20 protein-coding genes and 3 pseudogenes are annotated in these 21,724 nt (G+C 58.7%); 13 read left to right on the forward strand and 10 right to left on the reverse strand.

Annotated elements, in window-relative coordinates:
- Positions 1-51: 51 nt before the first annotated feature.
- Positions 52-528, reverse strand: a complete 477-nt coding sequence (locus FQ187_RS00195) for a nuclear transport factor 2 family protein (RefSeq protein WP_149627943.1) — start codon at positions 526-528, stop codon at positions 52-54.
- A gap of 56 nt (positions 529-584) precedes the next feature.
- Positions 585-1,148, reverse strand: a complete 564-nt coding sequence (locus FQ187_RS00200; protein ID WP_149627944.1) for a TetR/AcrR family transcriptional regulator — start codon at positions 1,146-1,148, stop codon at positions 585-587.
- Between the two features lie 216 nt (positions 1,149-1,364).
- Between FQ187_RS00200 and pssA the strand changes: the two genes are divergently transcribed.
- The 7 genes from pssA (at position 1,365) to FQ187_RS00235 (ending at position 9,713) form a co-directional block, all read left to right on the forward strand.
- Positions 1,365-2,708, forward strand: a complete 1,344-nt coding sequence (gene pssA, locus FQ187_RS00205) for a CDP-diacylglycerol--serine O-phosphatidyltransferase (RefSeq protein ID WP_149627945.1) — start codon at positions 1,365-1,367, stop codon at positions 2,706-2,708.
- Positions 2,709-2,833: 125 nt separating this feature from the next.
- On the forward strand, positions 2,834-3,850 hold the full coding sequence (locus tag FQ187_RS00210) for an AraC family transcriptional regulator (RefSeq protein ID WP_149627946.1): 1,017 nt from the start codon (positions 2,834-2,836) through the stop codon (positions 3,848-3,850).
- Between the two features lie 134 nt (positions 3,851-3,984).
- Positions 3,985-5,649, forward strand: a complete 1,665-nt coding sequence (locus FQ187_RS00215) for an AMP-binding protein (RefSeq protein WP_149627947.1) — start codon at positions 3,985-3,987, stop codon at positions 5,647-5,649.
- Positions 5,650-5,665: 16 nt separating this feature from the next.
- Positions 5,666-6,427 carry an SDR family NAD(P)-dependent oxidoreductase gene (locus FQ187_RS00220; protein ID WP_149627948.1) on the forward strand — a complete coding sequence of 254 codons (762 nt, stop codon included), beginning with the start codon at positions 5,666-5,668 and terminating at the stop codon, positions 6,425-6,427.
- Between the two features lie 12 nt (positions 6,428-6,439).
- Positions 6,440-7,633, forward strand: a complete 1,194-nt coding sequence (locus tag FQ187_RS00225; RefSeq protein WP_149627949.1) for an acetyl-CoA C-acyltransferase — start codon at positions 6,440-6,442, stop codon at positions 7,631-7,633.
- Positions 7,634-7,797: 164 nt separating this feature from the next.
- Entirely contained in the window at positions 7,798-8,925 is a 1,128-nt protein-coding gene (locus FQ187_RS00230) for an acyl-CoA dehydrogenase (protein WP_149627950.1), read from the forward strand.
- 14 nt (positions 8,926-8,939) lie between these two features.
- Positions 8,940-9,713, forward strand: coding sequence for an enoyl-CoA hydratase (locus FQ187_RS00235; RefSeq protein WP_149627951.1), 774 nt, complete (start codon positions 8,940-8,942; stop codon positions 9,711-9,713).
- A gap of 140 nt (positions 9,714-9,853) precedes the next feature.
- Here FQ187_RS00235 and FQ187_RS00240 read toward each other — a convergent pair whose 3' ends face one another.
- A complete protein-coding gene (locus FQ187_RS00240; RefSeq protein WP_129443945.1) occupies positions 9,854-11,005 on the reverse strand; it encodes an acyl-CoA dehydrogenase family protein in 1,152 nt (383 codons plus the stop codon).
- 3 nt (positions 11,006-11,008) lie between these two features.
- A complete protein-coding gene (locus FQ187_RS00245; protein ID WP_149627952.1) occupies positions 11,009-12,115 on the reverse strand; it encodes an enoyl-CoA hydratase/isomerase family protein in 1,107 nt (368 codons plus the stop codon).
- Positions 12,116-12,562: 447 nt separating this feature from the next.
- On the opposite strand from FQ187_RS00245, the pseudogene FQ187_RS00250 reads away from it, so the two are divergent.
- The 5 genes and pseudogenes from FQ187_RS00250 to astA form a co-directional block, all read left to right on the forward strand.
- Positions 12,563-13,131: pseudogene (locus tag FQ187_RS00250) on the forward strand (transporter substrate-binding domain-containing protein); the annotation flags it as partial.
- 14 nt (positions 13,132-13,145) lie between these two features.
- Positions 13,146-13,442, forward strand: a pseudogene (locus FQ187_RS00255) (histidine/lysine/arginine/ornithine ABC transporter ATP-binding protein); the annotation flags it as partial.
- A 12-nt stretch (positions 13,443-13,454) separates the two neighbouring features.
- A complete protein-coding gene (locus tag FQ187_RS00260) occupies positions 13,455-13,934 on the forward strand; it encodes an Lrp/AsnC family transcriptional regulator (protein WP_007974731.1) in 480 nt (159 codons plus the stop codon).
- Positions 13,935-14,117: 183 nt separating this feature from the next.
- The gene (locus FQ187_RS00265; protein ID WP_149627953.1) at positions 14,118-14,804 is read left to right on the forward strand and encodes an arginine deiminase-related protein; all 687 of its coding nucleotides are present in this window, start codon (positions 14,118-14,120) and stop codon (positions 14,802-14,804) included.
- Positions 14,801-15,835, forward strand: a complete 1,035-nt coding sequence (gene astA, locus FQ187_RS00270; RefSeq protein WP_149627954.1) for an arginine N-succinyltransferase — start codon at positions 14,801-14,803, stop codon at positions 15,833-15,835. The genes FQ187_RS00265 and astA overlap by 4 nt, the downstream gene beginning before the upstream one ends.
- A 43-nt stretch (positions 15,836-15,878) precedes the next feature.
- Here the strand turns inward: astA and FQ187_RS00275 are convergent, their stop codons facing one another.
- The gene (locus FQ187_RS00275) at positions 15,879-16,586 is read right to left on the reverse strand and encodes an HPP family protein (RefSeq protein WP_149627955.1); all 708 of its coding nucleotides are present in this window, start codon (positions 16,584-16,586) and stop codon (positions 15,879-15,881) included.
- A 157-nt stretch (positions 16,587-16,743) separates the two neighbouring features.
- Positions 16,744-17,922, reverse strand: coding sequence for an MFS transporter (locus tag FQ187_RS00280; RefSeq protein WP_149627956.1), 1,179 nt, complete (start codon positions 17,920-17,922; stop codon positions 16,744-16,746).
- Between the two features lie 200 nt (positions 17,923-18,122).
- On the opposite strand from FQ187_RS00280, the pseudogene FQ187_RS00285 reads away from it, so the two are divergent.
- Positions 18,123-18,458, forward strand: a pseudogene (locus FQ187_RS00285) (LysR substrate-binding domain-containing protein); the annotation flags it as partial.
- Positions 18,459-18,578: 120 nt separating this feature from the next.
- Here FQ187_RS00285 and FQ187_RS00290 read toward each other — a convergent pair.
- The 4 genes from FQ187_RS00290 to FQ187_RS00305 form a co-directional block, all read right to left on the reverse strand.
- A complete protein-coding gene (locus FQ187_RS00290) occupies positions 18,579-18,812 on the reverse strand; it encodes a hypothetical protein (RefSeq protein WP_149627957.1) in 234 nt (77 codons plus the stop codon).
- Entirely contained in the window at positions 18,809-19,540 is a 732-nt protein-coding gene (locus FQ187_RS00295) for a DUF4225 domain-containing protein (protein WP_149627958.1), read from the reverse strand. The genes FQ187_RS00290 and FQ187_RS00295 overlap by 4 nt, the downstream gene beginning before the upstream one ends.
- Positions 19,528-20,022, reverse strand: a complete 495-nt coding sequence (locus FQ187_RS00300) for an Hcp family type VI secretion system effector (RefSeq protein WP_149627959.1) — start codon at positions 20,020-20,022, stop codon at positions 19,528-19,530. The genes FQ187_RS00295 and FQ187_RS00300 overlap by 13 nt, the downstream gene beginning before the upstream one ends.
- 112 nt (positions 20,023-20,134) lie before the next feature.
- Positions 20,135-21,721 carry a glycosyltransferase family 39 protein gene (locus tag FQ187_RS00305; protein WP_149628071.1) on the reverse strand — a complete coding sequence of 529 codons (1,587 nt, stop codon included), beginning with the start codon at positions 21,719-21,721 and terminating at the stop codon, positions 20,135-20,137.
- Positions 21,722-21,724 lie beyond the last annotated feature (3 nt).

Genomic DNA, 21,724 nt, shown 5'->3' on the forward strand with positions numbered 1-21,724 from the left:
GACACTCCGCCTTCGCGAGCAAGCCCGCTCCCACATTTGAACTGTGTGAGCTCACAGGCCGAGGTCGGACAGACCTGGATGGTCGTCAGGGCGACGACCCAGCGGCCAGTGGAACTTGCGGTCGCTTTCCTTGATCGGCATGTCGTTGATGCTGGCAAACCGATTGGCCATCAAACCGTTCTCGTCGAACTCCCAGTTTTCGTTGCCGTAGGAGCGGAACCAGTTGCCCGAATCGTCGTGCCATTCGTAGGCATAACGCACGGCGATGCGGTTGCCGGTAAAGGCCCAAAGTTCTTTGATCAGGCGGTAATCCAGTTCCTTGGCCCATTTACGCGTCAGGAAACCTTTGGCTTCTTCGCGGTTGTACGCGAACTCGGCGCGGTTGCGCCATTTGGTGTCCTGGGTGTAGGCCAGCGACACGCGTTCCGGGTCGCGGGAGTTCCAGCCGTCTTCGGCCAGGCGTACTTTTTCGATGGCCGATTCACGGGTGAATGGTGGCAATGGCGGACGAACTTCGGCATTAGACATTAATAGTCTCCCTATCAAAGTAAAGTTCTAGCAAGTTGTCGGGCTTGGTTGAAGTGTTACAGGTCCAATAACTTTCGCGCCATGCATTGCGCATTATCGGCGGCACTGTGATCACCCATGACAAGCGCTACGGTAATGGCGCCATCGATCAGGATCAGCAGCTGTTTGGCCAACGTCTCCGGGTCTGTGGCGCCATGTTCGGTACAGAGCTCGCGCACGTAGTCGAGCAGCTTCTGTTTGTGGTCTTTGGCAACCAGGCGAACCGGGTCTTGCGGGTCGCCGGTTTCGCCGCTGGTGTTGATGAATGCACAGCCACGGAAGCCTTCGGATGCGAACCAGGCCTTGAGTACGGTAAACAGGTTGAGCAGCCGGTCGGCCGGTGTTTCGGCCTGGTCGACTTCGCTTCTGTACCAGTGCATCCAGCGCACATCACGGCGTTGCAGGGCCGCGACGGTGAGCTCCTCCTTGTTGGCGAAGTAGCGGTAAATACTCTTTCTGGAGACGCCGGCGGTTTTCACCAGAAGATCCATCCCGGTGGCAGCGATGCCAATTTTGTAGATCAACTTTTCGGTGACATCCAGAATTATGTCGCGTGTGTCGTTGCTGGTTATTTCGTTCATGTGGCGAACAGTAGAACGATCGTTCTCCTTGGTCAAGTAGATGTTTTTGTCGTCTGAAAAATCGTCTTCGCGAGCAAGCCCGCTCCCACAGGGGAATGCATTTCAATGTGGGAGCGAGCCTGCTCGCGAAGGGGCCTTTACAGACACTCACAAGACCCAAGGCAATCCATGGTGTAAGCTCTCGGGTTCTTCGGATTCGACCTTTTTGCGAGCCCTATGCCGTCGCTTTTCAAACGCTCTCTGCTGCCCAAACTGCGCAGTTTTCCGCTGACCGCCGATGCCGTCACCATCCTCTCTGGCGCTGCCGAGTTTCGCCAGTGCCTGCTGGAAAAGATCGCCAGCGCCACCCAGCGCATTTATATCGTCGCGCTCTATCTGCAACAGGATGAAGCCGGCCAGGAAATTCTCGATGCCTTGCACGCCGCCAAACTGGCGCGTCCGGAACTGGACGTGGTGGTGGTGGTTGACTGGCTGCGCGCCCAGCGCGGCTTGATCGGCGCGGGCAAGCAGCCGGGCAACTCGGCCTGGTATCAGGAAACCACCCGTACTCATGCCAGTGAAGTACCGGTGTACGGCGTTCCCGTGCAGACCCGTGAACTGTTCGGCGTGCTGCACTTGAAAGGCTTCGTGATCGACGATTGCGTGATCTACAGCGGCGCGAGTCTGAACAACGTTTACCTGCACAAATTCGACAAGTACCGCTACGACCGTTATCACCTGCTAAATAACAGCGCGCTGGCCGATTCGATGCAGCACCTGGTCCAGCACGGTCTGATCGCCTCCAAAGCGGTGCATCGTCTCGATTTACCGAACCTGCCGACCACCCGCAGCCTGCGCAACGACATCGGCGATCTGCGCAGCCGCCTCAAGCACGCGGCGTACGACACCACGACAGGCACTACGGAAAAGGGCGGTTTGTCGGTCAGCCCATTGCTCGGTGTCGGCAAGAACAACCCGTTGAGCCGAGTGATTTGCGAGTTGATCGCCAGCGCTCAGCATCAACTGACCATCTGCACGCCATACTTCAACCTGCCGCTGGCAGTGACCCGGGAAATCAACCGGGCACTGGCGCGGGGCGTGAAGATCGACATCATCGTCGGCGACAAGACGGCCAACGACTTCTACATCCCGCCGAGCGAACCGTTCAAGGTGATTTCGGCGCTGCCGTACCTTTACGAGATCAGCCTGCGGCGTTTCGCCAAGCGTCATCATCGCAGTGTCGACAGCGGCCAGCTGAACCTGCATCTGTGGCGTGACGGCGACAACACCTACCACCTCAAGGGCATGTGGATCGATCAGCGCTACACTTTGCTGACCGGTAACAACCTCAACCCGCGGGCGTTCCGTCTCGATCTGGAAAACGCCTTGCTGATCGATGATCCGAAAGGCGAGTTGTTGGAGCCGCGTCGTAAAGAGCTGGCGGAGATTTTCGAGAACACCCGCCGCATCGAGCGTTATCAGGACCTGGAAACGCTGCCGGAATACCCGGCGGGGGTGGCCAAGTTTCTCAAGCGCGTGAGTCGGGTGCGGATCGAGCGGTTGCTCTATCGGATTTTGTAAGGCTTAAAGCAAAAGATCGCAGCCGCCGGCAGCTCCTACGGGTGTACGTCATCCCACTGTAGGAGCTGCCGAAGGCTGCGCTAATATGCCCCCATTTCAAACAAGAACAGGGCTTGCCTCGGTCAATGTCGGAAAAAGACACCATCTCCATTCAACTGGTGCGTGAAGCGCTGTTGCAGAGTTGCGCCCCCGGAGCGGCCACCGATGAGGTGTTGAACAAGGTCGGCATCGATCCGGCGCTGCTGGAAACCACCACTGCCCGCGTGCCGGCTACCGCTTACGCAAGACTGTGGCGCTTGTTGGCCCGGCGCCGGGACGATGAGTTTTTTGGCATGGACCCGCGCAAGCTCAAATCCGGCAGCCTGGAGTTTCTCTGTCGTTGCTCCATGGTCCAGCCGAGCCTGGCCGCCGGTCTGACCTCGGGATTGAGCTTTTTGTCGTTGATGCTCGAACACCTGCCGGCGCAATTGGTTCGTCAGCAAAGTCTAGCGGAAATCGTCCTGCTCGAAGACGACCAGGAACCGCGCCGCGCCTTCACTTACTTCACTTACTGGATGATCGTTCACGGCGTCGCCTGCTGGCTGGCAGGGCGGCGGATTCCGATCCTGGCCATCGAGTTGCGCTGCCCGGCACCGGACTTCTGCGATGACTATCAGGTGATGTTCTCCGAGAACCTGCGTTTCGAGCGGCCGCGCACGCGGATGATTTTCTCCGCCGAGTGCCTGGACTTGCCGATCAAGCGCAGCCCGGAAGAACTCAAGCGATTCCTGGCCCATGCGCCGGCCAATATTCTGGTCAAGTACCGTGATCCGCAGAGCCTGGCCAGCCGGATCAAGCATGATTTACGGCAACTGCCCGCCGAACACTGGCCGGAAACCGAACCCCTGGCGCAACAGCTGTGTATGTCGGCTTCCACCCTGCGTCGGCGCCTGGCCGAAGAGGGCCAGACTTATCAAGGGCTCAAGGACAGCGTGCGCAAGGAACTGGCGATTGTCTGGCTGGCAGAACCTACCATCAGCTTTGCCGAGATCGCCACGCGTTTAGGGTTTGCCGACGCCAGCTCGTTCTACAAAGCGTTTCGCAAGTGGTCGGGGTCAAATCCGGGGCACTACCGGAGTTTGATCCTCAACGAAGCGAGCTGACCGATGGCCACCTTGGCCAAACCAGTCACGCAACTTGATAGCTTTGACCATTGTCCCGCGCCCCGCGCAGAGCGAGTATTTCCCTGTTAATTACGGTTCCCCCGACCTAATAAAAATACAAAGGGATTCTGGCAATGCGCGATTATTTGTCTGCTACCTCACAGTTCAATTATCAGCACACCGTCGACGCCGCGCTCGCCGGCGATTTGACTGCCCTCAACGCCTGTGTCGAGTGTTGCGACCGGCATGCCTTGCCGGGGCGCATCGCGCTGTTCTGGGAAGGTCGCGATGGCGCCAGCGCGACCTACACCTTCAGCGACTTGCAGGACAAAGCTGCGCGTTTCGCCAATTTCCTCCTGGCCCAGGGCGTGAAGAAAGGCGACAAGGTTGCCGGTCTCCTGCCACGTAACATCGAATTACTGATCACCGTATTCGCCACCTGGCGCATCGGCGCGGTCTACCAGCCGCTGTTCACCGCCTTCGGCCCGAAAGCCATCGAACACCGCCTCAGCTCCTCTGGCGCCAAAGTGGTGGTCACCGACGCGGGCAATCGCTCCAAACTCTCTGAAGTCGCCGACTGCCCGACCATCGTCACCGTCGCCGGCCCCAAAGGCCAAGGCATCGTCCGCGGCGATTACAGCTTCTGGGCCGAACTGGCCAATTATTCTCCTGAGTGCGAACCGGTCCTGCTGACCGGCGAAGACCCGTTCCTGCTGATGTTCACCTCGGGCACCACCGGTCCATCGAAAGCGCTGTCCGTACCGCTCAAGGCCATCGTCGCCTTCCAGAGCTACACCCGTGACGCCGTGGACTTGCGCCCTGAAGACGCCTTCTGGAACGTCGCCGATCCGGGTTGGGCCTACGGCATCTATTTCGGTGTCACAGGTCCCATGGCCATGGGGCATCCGATCACCTTTTACGATGGCCCGTTCACCCTCGAAAGCACCTGCCGGGTGATCAATAAATACGGGATCACCAACCTCACCGGTTCGCCGACGGCCTATCGCCTGTTGATCGCGGGTGGCGACGAGTTCGCCCGCTCGATCAAGGGCAAGCTGCGCATCGTCAGCAGCGCCGGCGAGCCGCTGAACCCGGAAGTGATTCGCTGGTTCGCCGACAACCTCGGCGTGGTCATCCACGATCATTACGGCCAGACCGAACTCGGCATGGTCCTGTGCAACCACCATGGCCTGGAGCATCCGATCCACATGGGTGCGGCCGGTTTCGCCTCGCCGGGCCACCGTATTGTGGTGCTGGATGACGAGTACAAAGAACTCGGCGTCGGTCAGCCGGGCATTCTGGCCATCGATCGCACCCAGTCGCCGATGTGCTGGTTCGCCGGTTATGAAGGCGCACCGACCAAGGCCTTCGTCGGCAACTATTACCTGAGCGGCGACACCGTCGAGTGGAACCCGGACGGCAGCATCAGTTTCGTTGGTCGCAGCGATGACGTGATCACCACCTCCGGTTATCGCGTCGGTCCGTTCGACGTGGAAAGCGCGTTGATCGAACACCCGGCTGTGGTCGAAGCGGCAGTGGTCGGCAAACCCGATCCAGAGCGCACCGAACTGGTCAAAGCCTTTGTCGTGCTCAGCGCGCAATACCGCGCTGCGCCGGAACTGGCCGAAGAACTGCGCCAACACGTGCGCAAACGACTGGCCGCGCACTCGTACCCCCGTGAAATCGAATTTGTCAGCGAATTGCCGAAAACCCCTAGCGGCAAATTGCAGCGCTTTATCTTGCGCAACCAGGAAATCGCCAAGGCTCAAGAGGCCGCCGCGAAGAACGTTTCAGCTTGAATCCAAGGAAACAATGATGCAGATCGAAAACAAGGTTTTTCTCGTCACCGGCGGTGCGTCCGGCCTCGGTGCGGCCACGGCTGAAATGCTGGTCGCGGCGGGCGCCAAAGTGATGCTGGTGGACATGAACGCCGAAGCCGTTGCGGCCCAGGCTGAACGTCTCGGCGTGCAAAGCGTGGTGGCGGATATCAGCAACGAAGCCGCGGCGCAAGCCGCTGTGCAGGCGACGGTCAAAGCCTTCGGTGGCCTGAACGGTCTGGTCAACTGCGCCGGTATCGTGCGCGGTGAGAAGATCCTCGGCAAGAACGGCCCACACGTGTTGGCCAATTTCAGCCAGGTGATCAACGTCAACCTGATCGGCAGTTTCAACATGCTGCGCCTGGCCGCTGCAGCGATTGCCGAAACCGAAGCAGATGCTGACGGCGAGCGCGGCGTGATCATCAACACCGCCTCGGCTGCCGCCTATGACGGCCAGATCGGCCAGGCCGCGTATGCCGCTTCCAAAGGCGCGATCGTCAGCCTGACCTTGCCCGCCGCCCGTGAACTGGCGCGCTTCGGCATCCGCGTGATGACCATCGCCCCGGGCATTTTCGAAACCCCGATGATGGCCGGTATGACCCCGGAAGTCCGCGCGTCACTGGCGGCTGGCGTGCCGTTTCCGCCACGTCTGGGCAAACCAGGCGAGTATGCCGGGCTGGTCAGGCATATCATTGAAAACAGCATGCTCAATGGCGAGGTGATCCGTCTCGACGGTGCCTTGCGCATGGCCGCCAAGTAAGGAGGATTTGTCATGACTATTGCCAACGATCCAATCGTTATCGTCAGCGCCGTCCGCACCCCGATGGGCGGTTTCCAGGGCGAACTGAAAAGTCTGACCGCACCGCAACTCGGTGCTGCGGCGATTCGCGCTGCCGTCGAGCGCGCCGGTGTGGCGCCAGACTCGGTTGAAGAAGTGCTGTTCGGTTGCGTCCTGTCCGCCGGCCTCGGCCAAGCCCCTGCGCGTCAAGCTGCATTGGGCGCCGGGCTGGATAAATCGACCCGCTGCACCACCCTGAACAAAATGTGCGGTTCGGGCATGGAAGCGGCCATTCTGGCTCACGACATGCTGGTGGCCGGCAGCGCCGACGTGGTTGTCGCCGGTGGTATGGAAAGCATGTCCAACGCGCCATATCTGCTGGACCGCGCCCGCAGCGGTTACCGCATGGGCCACGGTCGTGTGCTCGATCACATGTTCCTCGACGGTCTGGAAGACGCTTACGACAAAGGCCGCCTGATGGGTACCTACGCCGAGGATTGCGCTGAAACCAACGGTTTCACCCGTGAAGCCCAGGACGCGTTTGCCATTGCCTCGACCACCCGCGCGCAGCAGGCGATCAAGGACGGCAGTTTCAAAGACGAGATCGTGCCGCTCACCGTGACCGTCGGCAAAGAGCAAGTGCTGATCAGCGACGACGAACAGCCACCGAAAGCCAAACTGGACAAAATCGCTTCCTTGAAACCGGCGTTCCGCGAAGGCGGCACGGTGACGGCTGCGAACTCCAGCTCCATTTCCGATGGTGCTGCGGCGCTGGTGTTGATGCGCCGTTCCGAAGCTGAAAAGCGCGGCCTGAAACCGCTGGCAGTGATTCACGGTCACGCGGCGTTTGCCGACACCCCGGGCCTGTTCCCGGTGGCACCGGTGGGCGCGATCGAGAAGCTGATGAAGAAAACCGGCTGGTCCCTGGACGAAGTCGATCTGGTCGAAGTCAACGAAGCCTTCGCCGTGGTCAGTCTGGTGACCATGACCAAGCTGGAAATCCCTCACGAGAAGATCAACGTTCACGGCGGCGCTTGCGCCCTCGGCCACCCGATCGGTGCGTCTGGCGCGCGGATCCTCGTGACCTTGCTCTCGGCCCTGCGCCAGAAAGGCCTGAAACGCGGCGTTGCAGCGATCTGCATCGGCGGCGGTGAAGCCACGGCTATGGCCGTTGAATGCCTGTATTGAAACTGACGCTATCCCCATGTGGGAGCGGGCTTGCTCGCGAAGAGGCCGTGTCAGTCGACATCAATGTTGAATGACACACCGCTTTCGCGAGCAAGCCCGCTCCCACAGGTCCAGCGTTTCAACCAGGTATTTTGTGCGATAGGCTCAATTTTTAAGGATTTGGCATGATTCCCAATGACGAACAACTTCAGATCAGCGACGCGGCCCGGCAGTTCGCCCAGGAACGGCTGAAACCGTTCGCCGCCGAGTGGGACCGCGACCATCGCTTCCCCAAGGAAGCCATCGGCGAGATGGCGGAACTGGGCTTCTTCGGCATGTTGGTGCCGGAAGAGTGGGGCGGTTGCGACACCGGTTACCTGGCCTACGCCATGGCCCTGGAAGAAATCGCGGCCGGCGACGGCGCCTGTTCGACCATCATGAGCGTGCACAACTCGGTGGGTTGCGTGCCGATTCTCAAGTACGGCAACGACGACCAGAAAGAACGCTTCCTCAAACCGTTGGCCAGCGGCTCGATGCTCGGGGCTTTTGCCCTCACCGAACCGCAGGCCGGTTCCGACGCCAGCGGCCTGAAAACCCGTGCCCGTCTGGAAGGCGATCACTACGTGTTGAACGGCTGCAAACAGTTCATTACCTCCGGGCAGAACGCCGGGGTGGTGATCGTGTTCGCCGTGACTGATCCGAGTGCCGGCAAACGTGGCATCACGGCGCTGATCGTGCCGACCGATTCGCCGGGTTACAAAGTTGCACGGGTCGAAGACAAGCTCGGCCAGCACGCGTCCGACACCTGCCAGATTCTGTTTGAGGACGTGAAGGTGCCGGTGGCCAACCGGTTGGGCGAGGAGGGCGAAGGTTATCGAATCGCCCTGGCCAACCTCGAAGGCGGTCGTGTCGGCATCGCTTCGCAATCGGTGGGCATGGCCCGCGCTGCGTTCGAAGCAGCCCGCGACTACGCCCGCGAGCGTGAAAGCTTCGGCAAACCGATCATCGAACATCAAGCGGTCGCGTTCCGCCTGGCGGACATGGCAACCCAAATTGCCGTCGCCCGGCAAATGGTGCATTACGCGGCGGCGTTAAGAGACAGCGGCAAACCGGCCTTGGTCGAAGCGTCCATGGCCAAGCTGTTCGCCTCGGAAATGGCTGAGAAGGTGTGCTCCGCAGCCTTGCAAACCCTCGGCGGTTACGGTTACTTGAACGATTTCCCGCTGGAACGGATCTACCGCGACGTGCGGGTTTGCCAGATCTACGAAGGTACCAGCGATATTCAGCGCATGGTTATTTCGCGCAATCTTTGAGAAGGAATGTACTTGTGAGCTACGAAACGATTTTGCTGGAAACCCACGGTCGTGTGGGCCTGATCACCCTGAACCGTCCGCAAGCGCTGAATGCGTTGAACGCGCAGATCGTCAGCGAGCTGAACCACGCCCTCGATGGCCTGGAAGCCGATTCGAACATCGGCTGCATCGTGCTGACCGGCTCGAAAAAAGCCTTCGCCGCTGGCGCCGACATCAAGGAAATGGCTGAGCTGACCTACCCGCAGATCTACCTCGATGACCTGTTCAGCGACAGCGATCGCGTGGCTAACCGGCGCAAGCCGATCATTGCCGCCGTCAACGGTTTCGCCTTGGGCGGTGGTTGTGAACTGGCGCTGATGTGCGACTTCATCCTGGGCGGCGACAACGCCAAATTCGGTCAGCCGGAAATCAACCTCGGCGTACTGCCGGGCATGGGCGGCACCCAGCGCCTGACCCGCGCAGTGGGCAAGGCCAAGGCCATGGAAATGTGCCTCAGCGGGCGCTTGATCGATGCGGTGGAAGCGGAGCGTTGCGGGATTGTCGCGCGGATTGTTCCGGCCGATGAGTTGCTGGAAGAAGCGTTGAAAGTCGCGGCGCTGATTGCCAAGAAGTCGTTGCCGATTGCAATGATGATCAAGGAAAGCGTCAACCGCGCGTTTGAAGTGAGCCTGTCGGAAGGTGTGCGCTTTGAGCGCCGGGTGTTCCATGCGGCGTTTGCGACGCAGGATCAGAAGGAAGGGATGGCGGCGTTTATTGCCAAGCGTGAGGCTGAGTTCCAAGGTAAGTAATGCGGCGTTTTCGCTGACGCTATCGCGAGCAAGCTCGCTCCCACAGTGGATCTCCAGGGTGCACAGATCTTGTGTATACCAGAGAACCCTGTGGGAGCGAGCTTGTCTCCGGGCGGCGATCCGACGATGCTTTTGGGGCATCACACCAGGTAGTGCTTCAGCTCCCGAGCAATCACCATCCGCTGTATCTCGCTCGACCCTTCATAAATCTGCGTAATCCGCGCATCCCGGTAATAACGCTCCACCGGATAATCCTCCAGATACCCATACCCGCCATGAATCTGCATCGCCGACGAACACACTTTCTCGGCCATCTCCGAAGCAAACAATTTGGCCTGTGAAGCCTCCGACAGACACGGTTTGCCGGCACTGCGCAACCGCGCGGCATGCAGGATCAACAGTCGTGCCGCGTTCAACCGGGTGTGCATATCGGCCAGCATGTTGGCGATGCTCTGGTGCTCGATGATCGGCTTGTTGAACTGCACCCGATCCCGCGAGTAGGCCAGCGCCGCTTCAAATGCCGCGCGAGCAATGCCCAACGCCTGCGCCGCGATGCCGATGCGGCCGCCTTCAAGGTTCGACAGAGCAATCGCCAGTCCTTTGCCGCGTTCACCCAACAGGTTGGCTTCGGGAATCGTGCAGTTGCTCAGGGTCACCGCGCAGGTATCGGACGCGCGAATACCCATTTTGTGTTCGGTGCGATCAACGATGAAACCCGCGGTATCGGTCGGCACCAGGAACGCCGAGATGCCGCGCTTGCCCAGGTCCGGATCGGTCACCGCGAACACAATGGCCAGTTTCGCCCGTTTGCCATTGCTGACGAATTGCTTGGCGCCGTTGATCACCCACTGGCCATCGCGCAGTTCGGCGCGGGTGCGCAGATTGTGGGCTTCGGAGCCGGCCTGGGGTTCGGTCAGGCAGAAGCAGCCGATGGCCTGACCGCTGGCCAGATCCGGTAGCCAGGTCTGTTTCTGTTCTTCAGTGCCGTAGTTGAGGACCGGACCGCAGCCCACGGAGTTGTGGATGCTCATGAGTGCGCCAGTGGCGCCGTCGCCGGCCGAAATCTCTTCCACGGCCAAGGCGTAAGCGACGTAATCGACATAGGTGCCGCCCCATTCCTCGGGCACCACCATGCCCAGCAGACCCAGCTCACCCATCTTCGCCACCAGACCGTCATCGATCCAGCCGGCCTTTTCCCAGGCCTGGGCGTGGGGGGCGATTTCGCCGCGGGCGAAGTCCCGGGCCATATCGCGGATCATGACTTGCTCTTCGCTCAATTCGATATCGTGCATGGCTCAGCTCCCGCTTTGGTCAAAACCCGTGAAGAAACTCGCGACGTGCTCGGCGTCCAGCGCCTGCAAGGTCGGCGGGTTCCAGCGCGGTTTCTTGTCTTTGTCGATCAGCAAGGCGCGTACGCCTTCGATCAGGTCGCCGCGCTCGAACCACTGACGGTCCAGGTGCAGCTCAAGGGCGAAGCAGTCTTCCAGACTCAAGTGCCGACCACGACGGAGCATTTCCAGGGTCACACCCATGGCCAGCGGTGAACGGCTTTCCAGCAGGTCGGCGGTGGTCGTGGCCCACTCGTGGCTGTCGGCGACCGTTACTTCACGCAGTTGCTCAACAATACTCGGCACATCGGGCAGGGCGAAGAAGTGATCGATGGCCGGGCGAAACGTCGCCAAAGGTGGTGCCGGCAGTTGCTGCACGGCGAGTTTCGCCAGCAGACCTTGAAGGTCCTTCAATGGCGTTTCGTGCCATTCGAGCTGATCGAGTTGCTCGTCCAGGGTGCCCAGCTTGTCGCTTTCCAGATACCAGTCGGCCAGGCCGCAATAGAGCGCATCGGCTGCCCGGATCTGCACGCCGCTGACGCCGAGGTAAATACCCAGTTCACCGGGAACACGCGGCAGGAAATGGCTGCCACCGACATCCGGGAAATAACCGATCGCCACTTCCGGCATCGCCAGACGGCTTTTCTCGGTGACCACCCGCAGGTCAGCGCCTTGCACCAGACCCATGCCACCGCCCAGGACAAAACCGTCCATCAATGCGAGCACAGGTTTGCGGTAATGGTGAATCGCGAGGTCGAGGGCGTATTCCTCAACGAAGAAATCTTCGTGCAGCGTGTCGCCGTTTTTGAAGCTGTCATACAGCGAACGGATGTCGCCGCCGGCACAGAACGCCTTCTCGCCAGCACCGCGCAAGACCACCGCGTGTACGTGCGGATCCAGCGCCCAGGCGTCGAGCTGACGCTGCAGGTTGCGCACCATGTCCAGGGTGATGGCGTTGAGGCCGGCGGGGCGATTGAGGGTCAGGTGACCGATGTGGTTGCGAACCTCGGCCAGCATTTCGTTTTGCGTGGCATCCATGGACGAAGTCCCCGGAGAAGAAACTTGAGCAGTCATCACTAACTCCCTGCTTTTATTGTTCTTTATAGAGAAGCCCGCGCGCGAGCGATGCTGGATCGTAACAGTGCAAATTTGTGATGTACAACCGGCATATGTGCAGGAGTCGTGTGCATTTTTACCTTAAGGCAAGATCAAAATATCGCAGCCTTAGGGACCAACGACAGAATCGGCTGTGAGAGCCACCCGTTCAGCGCAGTTGGGCTGTCAGAACTGGGGCTTACGACACCTGCAGTGGCCTGGCAATTGGCATTCTGACGGCCATTTCAAGCGCTTGTGACGATGCGCATGGAACGGACTGCACTCCGACGACTGGCTCGGGTCGGTCGAAAACAACAACAAATACGGCTGCGGTGAATACCGTATCGACTCTCTGCCCCTGTCAAAAAGTGTGGTTAGGCGCAGGCGCCAGACCGCGATAAATCCAAATATCCGGGACTCAAGAAGATGATCAACATCAAATGGCTGACCTTGCCGGCAATCGCATTGCTGTGCTGCACCACCGGTGCCAGTGCCAGTGCCAGTGCCAGTGCCAGTGCCAAGGAATGGAAAGAGCTGCGATTCGGCGTCAACCCGAGCTACCCGCCTTTTGAGTCCACCACCACCGCCGATGGCGGCGTGCAGGGCTTTGGCGTGGATTTGGGCAACGCGATCTGCGCCGAATTGAAGGTGAAATGCGTGTGGGTCAGCAATGACTTCGACGGGCTGATTCCGGCGCTCAATGCGGGCAAGTACGATGCCATCGAATCGTTGATGACGGTGACCGATGCGCACAAAAAACAGATCGACTTCACCGATCGCCTGTATGCCGGGCCGACCGCCATCGTCACCCGCAAGGATTCGGGCCTGTTGCCCACCGCCGAGTCGCTGCCGGGCAAGACCATCGGTTATATGCAGGGCACGATTCAGGAAACTACGCCCGGGCCAAACTGGCACCCGGCGGCGTGAAACTGCGGGCCTATCAGAATCAGGACCTGGTCTACGCCGACCTGGTATTTGGTCGCCTCGACGCCTCCGCAGCGGCGTTGTATTTGCTGTGGCGATCGCGCGTGCCCTGGCAGTGGAACCGGAGATTCTGTTGTTCGACGAGCCGACTTCGGCACTCGATCCGGCATTGGTGGGTGAGGTGCTGAAGGTAATTCAGGCGCTGGCCGAGGAAGGCCGTACCATGTTGATGGTGACCCACGAGAAGGGGTTTGCCCGGCAGGTTTCCAGCCAGGTGTTGTTCTTGCATCAGGGAAAGGTCCAGGAGCAGGGTGACGCTACGATCCTCGACCAGCCAAAAAGTGAACGTTTGCAGCAATTTCTATCGGGTCGTTTAAAGTGAGGCAAGACGTACATGGCGGATATCCGCGATCTGTCGATCGTGCTTGATCGTATCGATCAGGCAATCATCGAAGTGCTGCGCCACGAAGGGCGCATCACTTATCAAAAGCTTTCCGAGCGCGTGCACCTGACGCCCAGGCCGTGCCTGGAGCGGGTGCGCAAGCTCGAACAGCTCGGGGTCATTCGCGGGTATGGCGCGATTCTCGATGAAAAGAAACTGACGCCAGGCTTGTCGTTGCTGGTACTGGTGGCGTTGTCCAACCAGAGTGGGCGGGCGGCGCAAAAGGCGTTCGAAGCCAAGGTCCGCGCCTGCCCGCAGGTGCTTGAATGTCGGTTGATCAGCGGTGCGTTCGACTACAGCTTGCGCATGCGTTGCCGGGACATGGAGCATTACCGGGTGCTGACTGAAGTCTGGTTTGATGACCCGGATTTGCACATCGACAAGTTGGTGAGTCATCCGGAATTGGCGATGGTCAAGACCACGATGGAATAGGTTTGGCAGATCAAATAAATCGCAGCTTCGGGCTGCGATTTATTTTGTCTGGCCGTCGCCGAATCGGCTGGGCCACACACGTTTTTCAGCCGTTTCCATCACGCCGCCGCCACTTATCAACCGGGTTTTCCAGCCTGCGAAACAGACAATGAGTACCTCTTAACCCTCATTGAATCTGTGCCCATGCAAACCACCAATACCGTTTTGATGATTCGCCCGACACGTTTCTCCTTCAATCAGGACACGGCGGCGAACAACCGATTCCAGCAGCCGGACGAGTACCGCGTCGAACAGTTACTGGACCTTTCCAGCCTCGAACAGCAGGAAGTATTCCTCGAAGGCACCGGCAGCATGGTGCTGGATCGTCAGCAGCGGATTTGCTACGCCGGTTATTCCACCCGCACCCATTCCCGTGCCCTGGATGAGGTGGTCAGTCATTTGGGTTACGAGCTGTGCGCCTTCAATGCAGTGGACCGCCAGGGCGTCGCGATTTACCTGATGATGAATGTCGGCACGCGCCTGGCCGTGGCTTGCCTGGCGTCGGTCACTCAGCCGGCCGAACGCCTGGCCCTGCGTAAACGCCTGGAAGACAGCGGCAAGCAGGTGATCGCCTTGAACTGGGCGCAACTGGAATCTTTCGCCGGCAACATGCTGGAAGTCCGCAACGCTGCGGACGAACCCTTGCTGGTGATGTCGCGCACGGCCTGGCAATCGCTGGATGCCGCGCAACGTCGTTTGATCGAAGCCCACACCACGCCACTCCCCGTCAATATCGACACCATCGAGCGCATCGGCGGCGGCAGCGCGCGCTGCATGCTGGCCGAGGTCTTTCTGTCCAAACATCGGGTTACCCGGGAGCAACTGCAATGATCGTTCGTCCAGCCACACCGGCAGACCTGCCGGCACTGTTAGCCCTGGCCCAAAGCGCCGGAACCGGTTTGACCACCTTGCCGGCCGACGCGGGGCGTCTGCGTCAGCGTCTGGAATGGGCGGCGAAAACCTTCGCCGGCGAGGCCGAGCGCGCCGATGCCGATTACCTGTTTGTGCTCGAAAATGACCAGCATGAAGCCATCGGCATTTGCGCACTGGCCGGTGCCGTCGGCCTGCGCGAGCCCTGGTACAACTATCGACTGGGCCTGTTTGTCGCGGCCTCGAAAAACCTCGGGATCAATCAACAGCTGCCGACATTGTTCCTCGGTAACGACATGACCGGCCATTCGGAGCTGTGTTCGCTGTTTCTGCATGCCGACCACCGCAGCGGTCTGAACGGGCGCTTGCTGTCCAAGGCGCGGTTCCTGTTTCTGGCGGAATTTCGTCAGTACTTCGGTGAAAAGGTCATCGCCGAGATGCGCGGCTACTCGGACGCAGAGGGTGTTTCACCGTTCTGGGAAGGTCTGGGGCGGCACTTCTTTAAAATGGATTTTGCCGATGCCGACTACCTGACCGGGCTGGGTAACAAGACCTTCATCGCCGAGCTGATGCCCAAGTTTCCGCTGCCGACCTGCCTGTTGCCTGAAGCCGCAAGAACAGTCATCGGTCGCGTCCACCCCAACACCGAACCGGCGTTGGGCATGCTCAAGGCTGAAGGATTCGAACACCGCGATTACATCGACATCTTCGACGGCGGCCCGCTGATCGAATGCGCCACTGGCGACATCCGTGCGGTGCGCGACAGCCAGGTGCTGCAACTGAGCATCGGCACTCCGGGGGAGCAGGCGGCAACATACCTGATTCATAACCGTCAATTTGCCGAGTGCCGGATTACCGCGGCACCGGCGCGGGTGGCTGCCGGGACGTTGATTGTCGATGCAGAGACTGCGAAGAGCTTGGGGCTGAATGCCGGTTCATCGGTGCGCGCGGTGAGTCTGGCGGTGCCGGTGCGGCAACAGTCAGCAGCCTGAACAGATTTTTGGGTTGGCGCTCCCACAGGGGAGCTGTGTTTCTTCAGGTTCTACTGCTGAGTACTTCACCAATACTGCGTCGTTTGGCATGCAACTCGCTGGCATGGATCAACTGTTCGAGGTCTTCGGGGGTGACGTCGAAGAAGGCTTCCATGTCCGCCAGGGCCAGTTTCAGGTCTTGTGCGGTGATCGCCTGGCTGTCGATGGGCGGGTGGTCGGCCGGCACCCTGGACACCGGTTCGCTGGCACGTTTTGGGTAACGAATGCGCGTCAGGTTGTTGTAGGCCAGGGCGCTGAGCAGCATGGTCGATCCGCTGAGCATCACGGGGCCGAGGGCTTTCCAGTCGAGGGCAATGGTCGCCGGGTCTGCTAACACCAACAGCAGCGCCAACGCCCCGGCCGGCGGGTGCAGGCAACGCAGCCAGCACATCAGAATCAGTGCCATGCCGGCCGCCAGGCAAGCGCTGCCGAGGGTTCGTCCGAGTACGTGGGCGACCAGCAGTGAAACCACCCCTGCGCTTAGATAACCGCCAAGAATTGACCAGGGTTGGGCGAGGGCGCCGGAGGACACCGCGAACAGCAACACGGCCGATGCACCCAGCGGACCGATCAGGTGCTGCGCCACTTGCATGCCGAATACCTGGCTGCAGAGCCAGACGCTGAACATCGTGCCCAAGGACATGCCGATGGCGGCGCGGCTCCATTCGGAGGGGCGGGTGTTGATGGCGGCGGGAAACCAGCGAGCAAACATGAGGCAGACGATCCGTGGAAAAAACCGAGGCAAAAAAAGGCTTAGCTGGGATACCCAGAAAGCCCTTGAAGTTGTTCCAACTATTGGGGGAGGAACGGGCACAGTGTGCCGTTCATTCCTGATGCTGACAAATTCATATTAATGCAGTTTTAGTGCATTAATTTTGCTGTAACGCCACCCGACGACCACTCATGAAACACAGAAAACCGCCCATGGCGGTCAGTGCGCTCAGGGCATAAAACATCGTTGGTGCGGGGGTGTGCATCAGCAGGTAACCGCAAATCAGCGGGCTCAGGGCACCCCCGAGGGCCGCGAGGTTTTGCGCGCCGTAATAGCTGCCGCGCAGTTCTTCCGGGGCCAGGGTGTCGACGAAGAGGAATTCGGCGGGGTAAATGATCATTTCACCGAGGGTGAAGATGAACATTGCCACGCACCACGACACCAGGCTGTCAGCCAGGCTGAAACCGATCAACCCGACGATGAACAGACTGGTACCGCCCGCGATCCAGTAACGCAATTGTTCGCGCTTGAGGAAACGGCCGATCTGGTATTGCAGCAGGATCACGCTGATCGCATTGCAGGCGAGCAGGGCGGCCATGGTTTCCAGTGCCCGTTTGGAGTCATGGGTTACCAGCAGATATTGCGACAGGTACAAGGTGAAACGGCCGTGGACCACGGTACTGAGCAGGCAGCCGCAGGTGAACATGATCAGCGTGCGGTCGTTTTTCAGGGTGACCAGCGTCTTGAGAAAACTCGCGGGCTGGCCAATCGCGGGTGCCTGGGTCGAGTCCTTCGGTATCCCGATCATCAGGAAAATACTGAAGAACGCGATGCCGCCGGCGATCAGGAACGGTGCAATCGGATACACACCGGCAATCACCACGCCCAGCATCGGGCCGGTGGCGTAGCCGATGTTGGTCAAGGTGTAGCGCAGGGAAAACGCCTTGGCGCGCTGGCCCATGGGCAGGTTTTCGCTGAGGATCGCCTTCGAGCCGATCAGGAACAGCGCCGAGGCGGTTTCGGTGATCACCAGGGTGGCGGTGGTCAGGTAGAGGTTGTCGGCGAAGGTCAGCAGCACAAAACCAATGGCGCTGGAGAGCATCGCCAGGATCAGCAGGCGTCGCTTCTCGAGGCGGTCGATGATGTAACCGCCGTAGAGTGCGAGCAAGGTGGCGATGAACACCGCGATGCCCAGCAGCAAGCCAACGTCCTGTTGGTTGAGGCCGAGTTTGTTGCTCAGGAACAACGTCAGCAGCGGGCTGGTGATGGCGCGGCTGACGACGATGGTCAGCGAAACGATCATCAACCGGCGGATAACGAGTGAGTAAGTGGCCACGGTGGGGCAAATATCCTTATTTAATGATCTCTGACTGATCGTTCCCACGCTGATGACGGGCTCGCCACTCTCTAACAGTTGCCGATCCACTTCAACACGGATGCGCGACATCCAGTGAGCAATCCGCGGATCCCCCCGTTGTTCATCGGCATAAGCCTCCAACCGGCAATGACCCTGCACCGGCCGGGTCGGAAGCAGAAATGGTCGGCAACGTGCTCAAGAATTACGAGTGCATCAACCACCGCTACGCGATTCATCGCGACAAACTGAATTTCGCCCACTACGACAGCTTCTCTGCCTCGGCGACTCAGGTGCAAGCCGTGGCGCTGTTGGTCAAAACTGGTCGGTTCGCAGGTTTCCTTCCACAGAACTACGCTGCCAATATGGTGGCTAAAGGGCAGCTTCGCGCCGTACGCCGGGACCTGATCAACATCGTTACGCCGTTCAATTTGATCCTCCGTCACAACACTGTGCGTAGTCCGCTGGTAAAGGCGTTTGCGCGGGCGCTGGGTGTGGATTTGAAGGCGCCGATTTGAAAGCCAGACACATCAAACTTGTAAAGCAGGGATGAATTCAAACAGCGCAACGAAAGCTCGGAATGACGGTAAAAGTTAAGTTTTTTAGTTGAGATAATTCCGTGCGGCAACTATCTTTTGTTATTCTCGCTTTCCCTGTAACGCTTCCTGAAGTTTTTTAGGAAAAGCTACCAAAAAATAAACAGATAAGCCGGCAAAGCAAATGACGCCCATTAGCCTGGCAATCATATAATCCACTTCTATAAAGTAAGAAATTATGGACAAAATAACTACAGTGTGGAAGCCGGCACAAGAAATGATCAATAAATAAATTCGGATGAGAAATATAGTTTTTTTGATTTTGTTGATAATCATTGATCAGTCTCGTCTTTTCTTCTCCACTCTTTATATATTCCATTTGTGGTTATTGCATCAGCGCTGCGTTCTAATATAAATATAGGAGTGGGTGTGTTTTGGTATGCGCGAACATAGTCTGTTCGAACGTGCCGAAACAATCGCCACGAGTCAGGTTTCAATACAAGTCTTCCAGTTCCATATATCGACATTCCCACATCGAAGGAACCATAGGCGATGTTTCCTTCTCGCTCCGTATATTTAAATGACTGTGCCACTGCTTGGTATGTTTTTCTTACCGGACCTACTGTGTCAGTGCGATTCTCTAGGATATTACGTCCGTTTTCATAAACATTATTTGCACCATGGGCCATCATTGGCGCCCCAAATAAAAGGCACAGCGTACCCGCCGACCCGTAGCAAATCCCAGCACCTGTCGCGATTTGAAGTGCTCCTGCAATCGCTCCGACACCTTTCTGTGCAATCTCCGATGCTTGACTCAGCAAACTACTCTGTTCGCTCTTTATCTCTTTCAAACCCTGCTCAGCACTCTTTCGCCCCTGCGCCACATCATTAACAATCCCCCGAGCGTAATAAGACACCTCGCGATTGAATTGCAGGCGTAGTGTCCCGTCATTGATATGGCGGGCGCCCAATGTGCAGGCTTGTTGGGTCAAGTTAGCTGCCGCCTTACTGACCGCCCAGTAATCGCAACTACTTTTTTCGCAGCGATCCTTCAACTGTCCCATTCGTTATTTCCCCATGAAGCGTATCCGCTGGTTCCTGCGAGATGGTGCCTCCACGTGATTTCGCGATAGCGAATAGCAACGTGCTCTTGGGGTTCGACATCGTTCTGTAAAACCACATGGGGCATATCAAGTGTCAGGTCGGCAATAATTCCGCCTTCAATTTCAATACTGAAGAATTTCTCCTGAAGACCATACGAAGAAATCCGGTAGAAACTTATCGCACAGCTAATTTCCTCTCTACTTGATAGCGCTTGCGCGAGCAATGGAGATGATTTGTCGACATTTTTTGTGATGACGAGCGGGCGGTGTGTAGGCTTATTGATGTTTCCTATATTGGACATGTTGTGACTGTAAGACAGCACCATGATTTCATCGGTATGCGCTGTTTGACATTTGTTGCCGATAGAATCTTGAGTTGAACAACCCGCCGATATCAGTCCTTGAGTCTTTCCTGTGATGGTCATGTAACCGTGATTAGCCATGTAGGTGCCGCTCCTTTTGTCGATGCGGCACCTTATTGAAAATGTTTCCGCATATATGTAGGGCGTTTCCGGGTGTTCGGTAGGACGAGAGCGAATCTGTGGATGTAACGCGTTACAGGGTGGAATGCAGCAATACGTAATCGTTTTTGTCGAAACGCCCGCTCAACACGGGCGGCAACGCACCCAACGGCGTGCCCTGCAGGGCGCGGTAGTCGTTTTCATCCATCATCAACCACGCTGGCCTCTGAAGGTTTTCCAGTTCTTGGGTCGATTCGGTGAAAACCGGCTGCAAGTCCTGTTCGAGGTTGACCATGAACTTGATCGCCTTGGCGTCTTTGCCCATGACATGCAACACCAGCGGTGCCGGGTCTTTTTGCACCAGCGTAAATGCTGCGCGGCTGAAGGTGCGGGTGTCGTAGAGCTGACGTTCGACCGGCTCGAACACCAAAACATATACCGACCACAGCGCCAGGACCGCGCAAAAGGCAAGTGTTTGCGTCCGCCAGCGCGGTCGTACAAGCACCGCCAAGGCAATGACTTGCAGCACACCAAGCATGATCAGTATCGAAGTTAGCGTTGTCAGTTCATCGGGAAACCGTCGCTGGGCGACCAGCAGTCCGCCAATCAACAGGGCAGGGACCACTAGCCACAGCCCTTGCATCAACCCCCGCAACCACAGGAAAACCCGACCTTGCGCCACCTGAAACGGATACGCCGCAATGATCGCTGCCATGGGTAACATCGGCAGCAGGTAACGGGCTTTTTTTGCCTGGGGGATCGAGAGCCCGACCATCACGATCAGGCCGGCTGCCGTGCAGTACTGCAACAGGCGCAACGCGGGACCGGCCTGCCGCGGAGTTGTCAGCCAGACGGCGGCCAGTACCAGCAACGCCAACGGATACGCGAGCGCATAGTTGCCCACCGAGCCGGTGAAGTAATACAGCGAACCGCTGACGCCTTCGCTACCGTCCAGACGCCCCATGAACTGCATGCGCACCACGTCGTGCATGAAGTCCGGGCCGCCAATGGTTTCCGCCAGCCACAGCAGCACGCCAACGCACACGGCCAGCAGCACCGACGCCACCAGGCCAAAACCCAAAAAATGCTGCCATTGTCGATTGAGCAAAAAATAGCTGCACAGCATGCCGGTGGGAATCACCAGCCCGATCGGCCCGCGAATCCCGAAGCCCAGCAGCAACAAGGCAAAGATCAGCCACCACCGGCGCTTTGCTGCGAAATGATCGACGGCATAGCCGAGGTAGAACACCGCAAATGCCACCGCCGCGAGCATCAGATCCAGGGACACGGCACGGGCTTCGGTGACAAAGGTGTTGGTCAGCAGCATCAGGGCGATGCTCAGCAACGCCCAGCGCTGGGAGTAGGGCGCCAGCAGCCGGTACATCAACGTGACGATCACCGCCCCGGCAATGGCGCTCGGCAACCAGGCCGTCAGGCTGTTGACTTGCCCGAACGGCAGCGACAGCAGCCAGATGAACAGCGTCGTCAGCGCAGAGTAGTCCGCATACGGCTGGCCATAGGTGGTCGGATAAAAAGACGGCCCGTGGCGCAGCATTTCCTGAGCGAACAGGACAAAACGCGAATCGAAGCCAATCGACGTCTGCTGATACACCCCGGCGCTGAACAGCAGCAGCGCCAACAGCCCTATGCCTAGAGACTGTCGGCGGATACCGGGTGATATCGA

Origin of the sequence: Pseudomonas sp. ANT_J28, assembly GCF_008370005.1 — a bacterium.
Lineage (GTDB): Bacteria > Pseudomonadota > Gammaproteobacteria > Pseudomonadales > Pseudomonadaceae > Aquipseudomonas > Aquipseudomonas frigoris.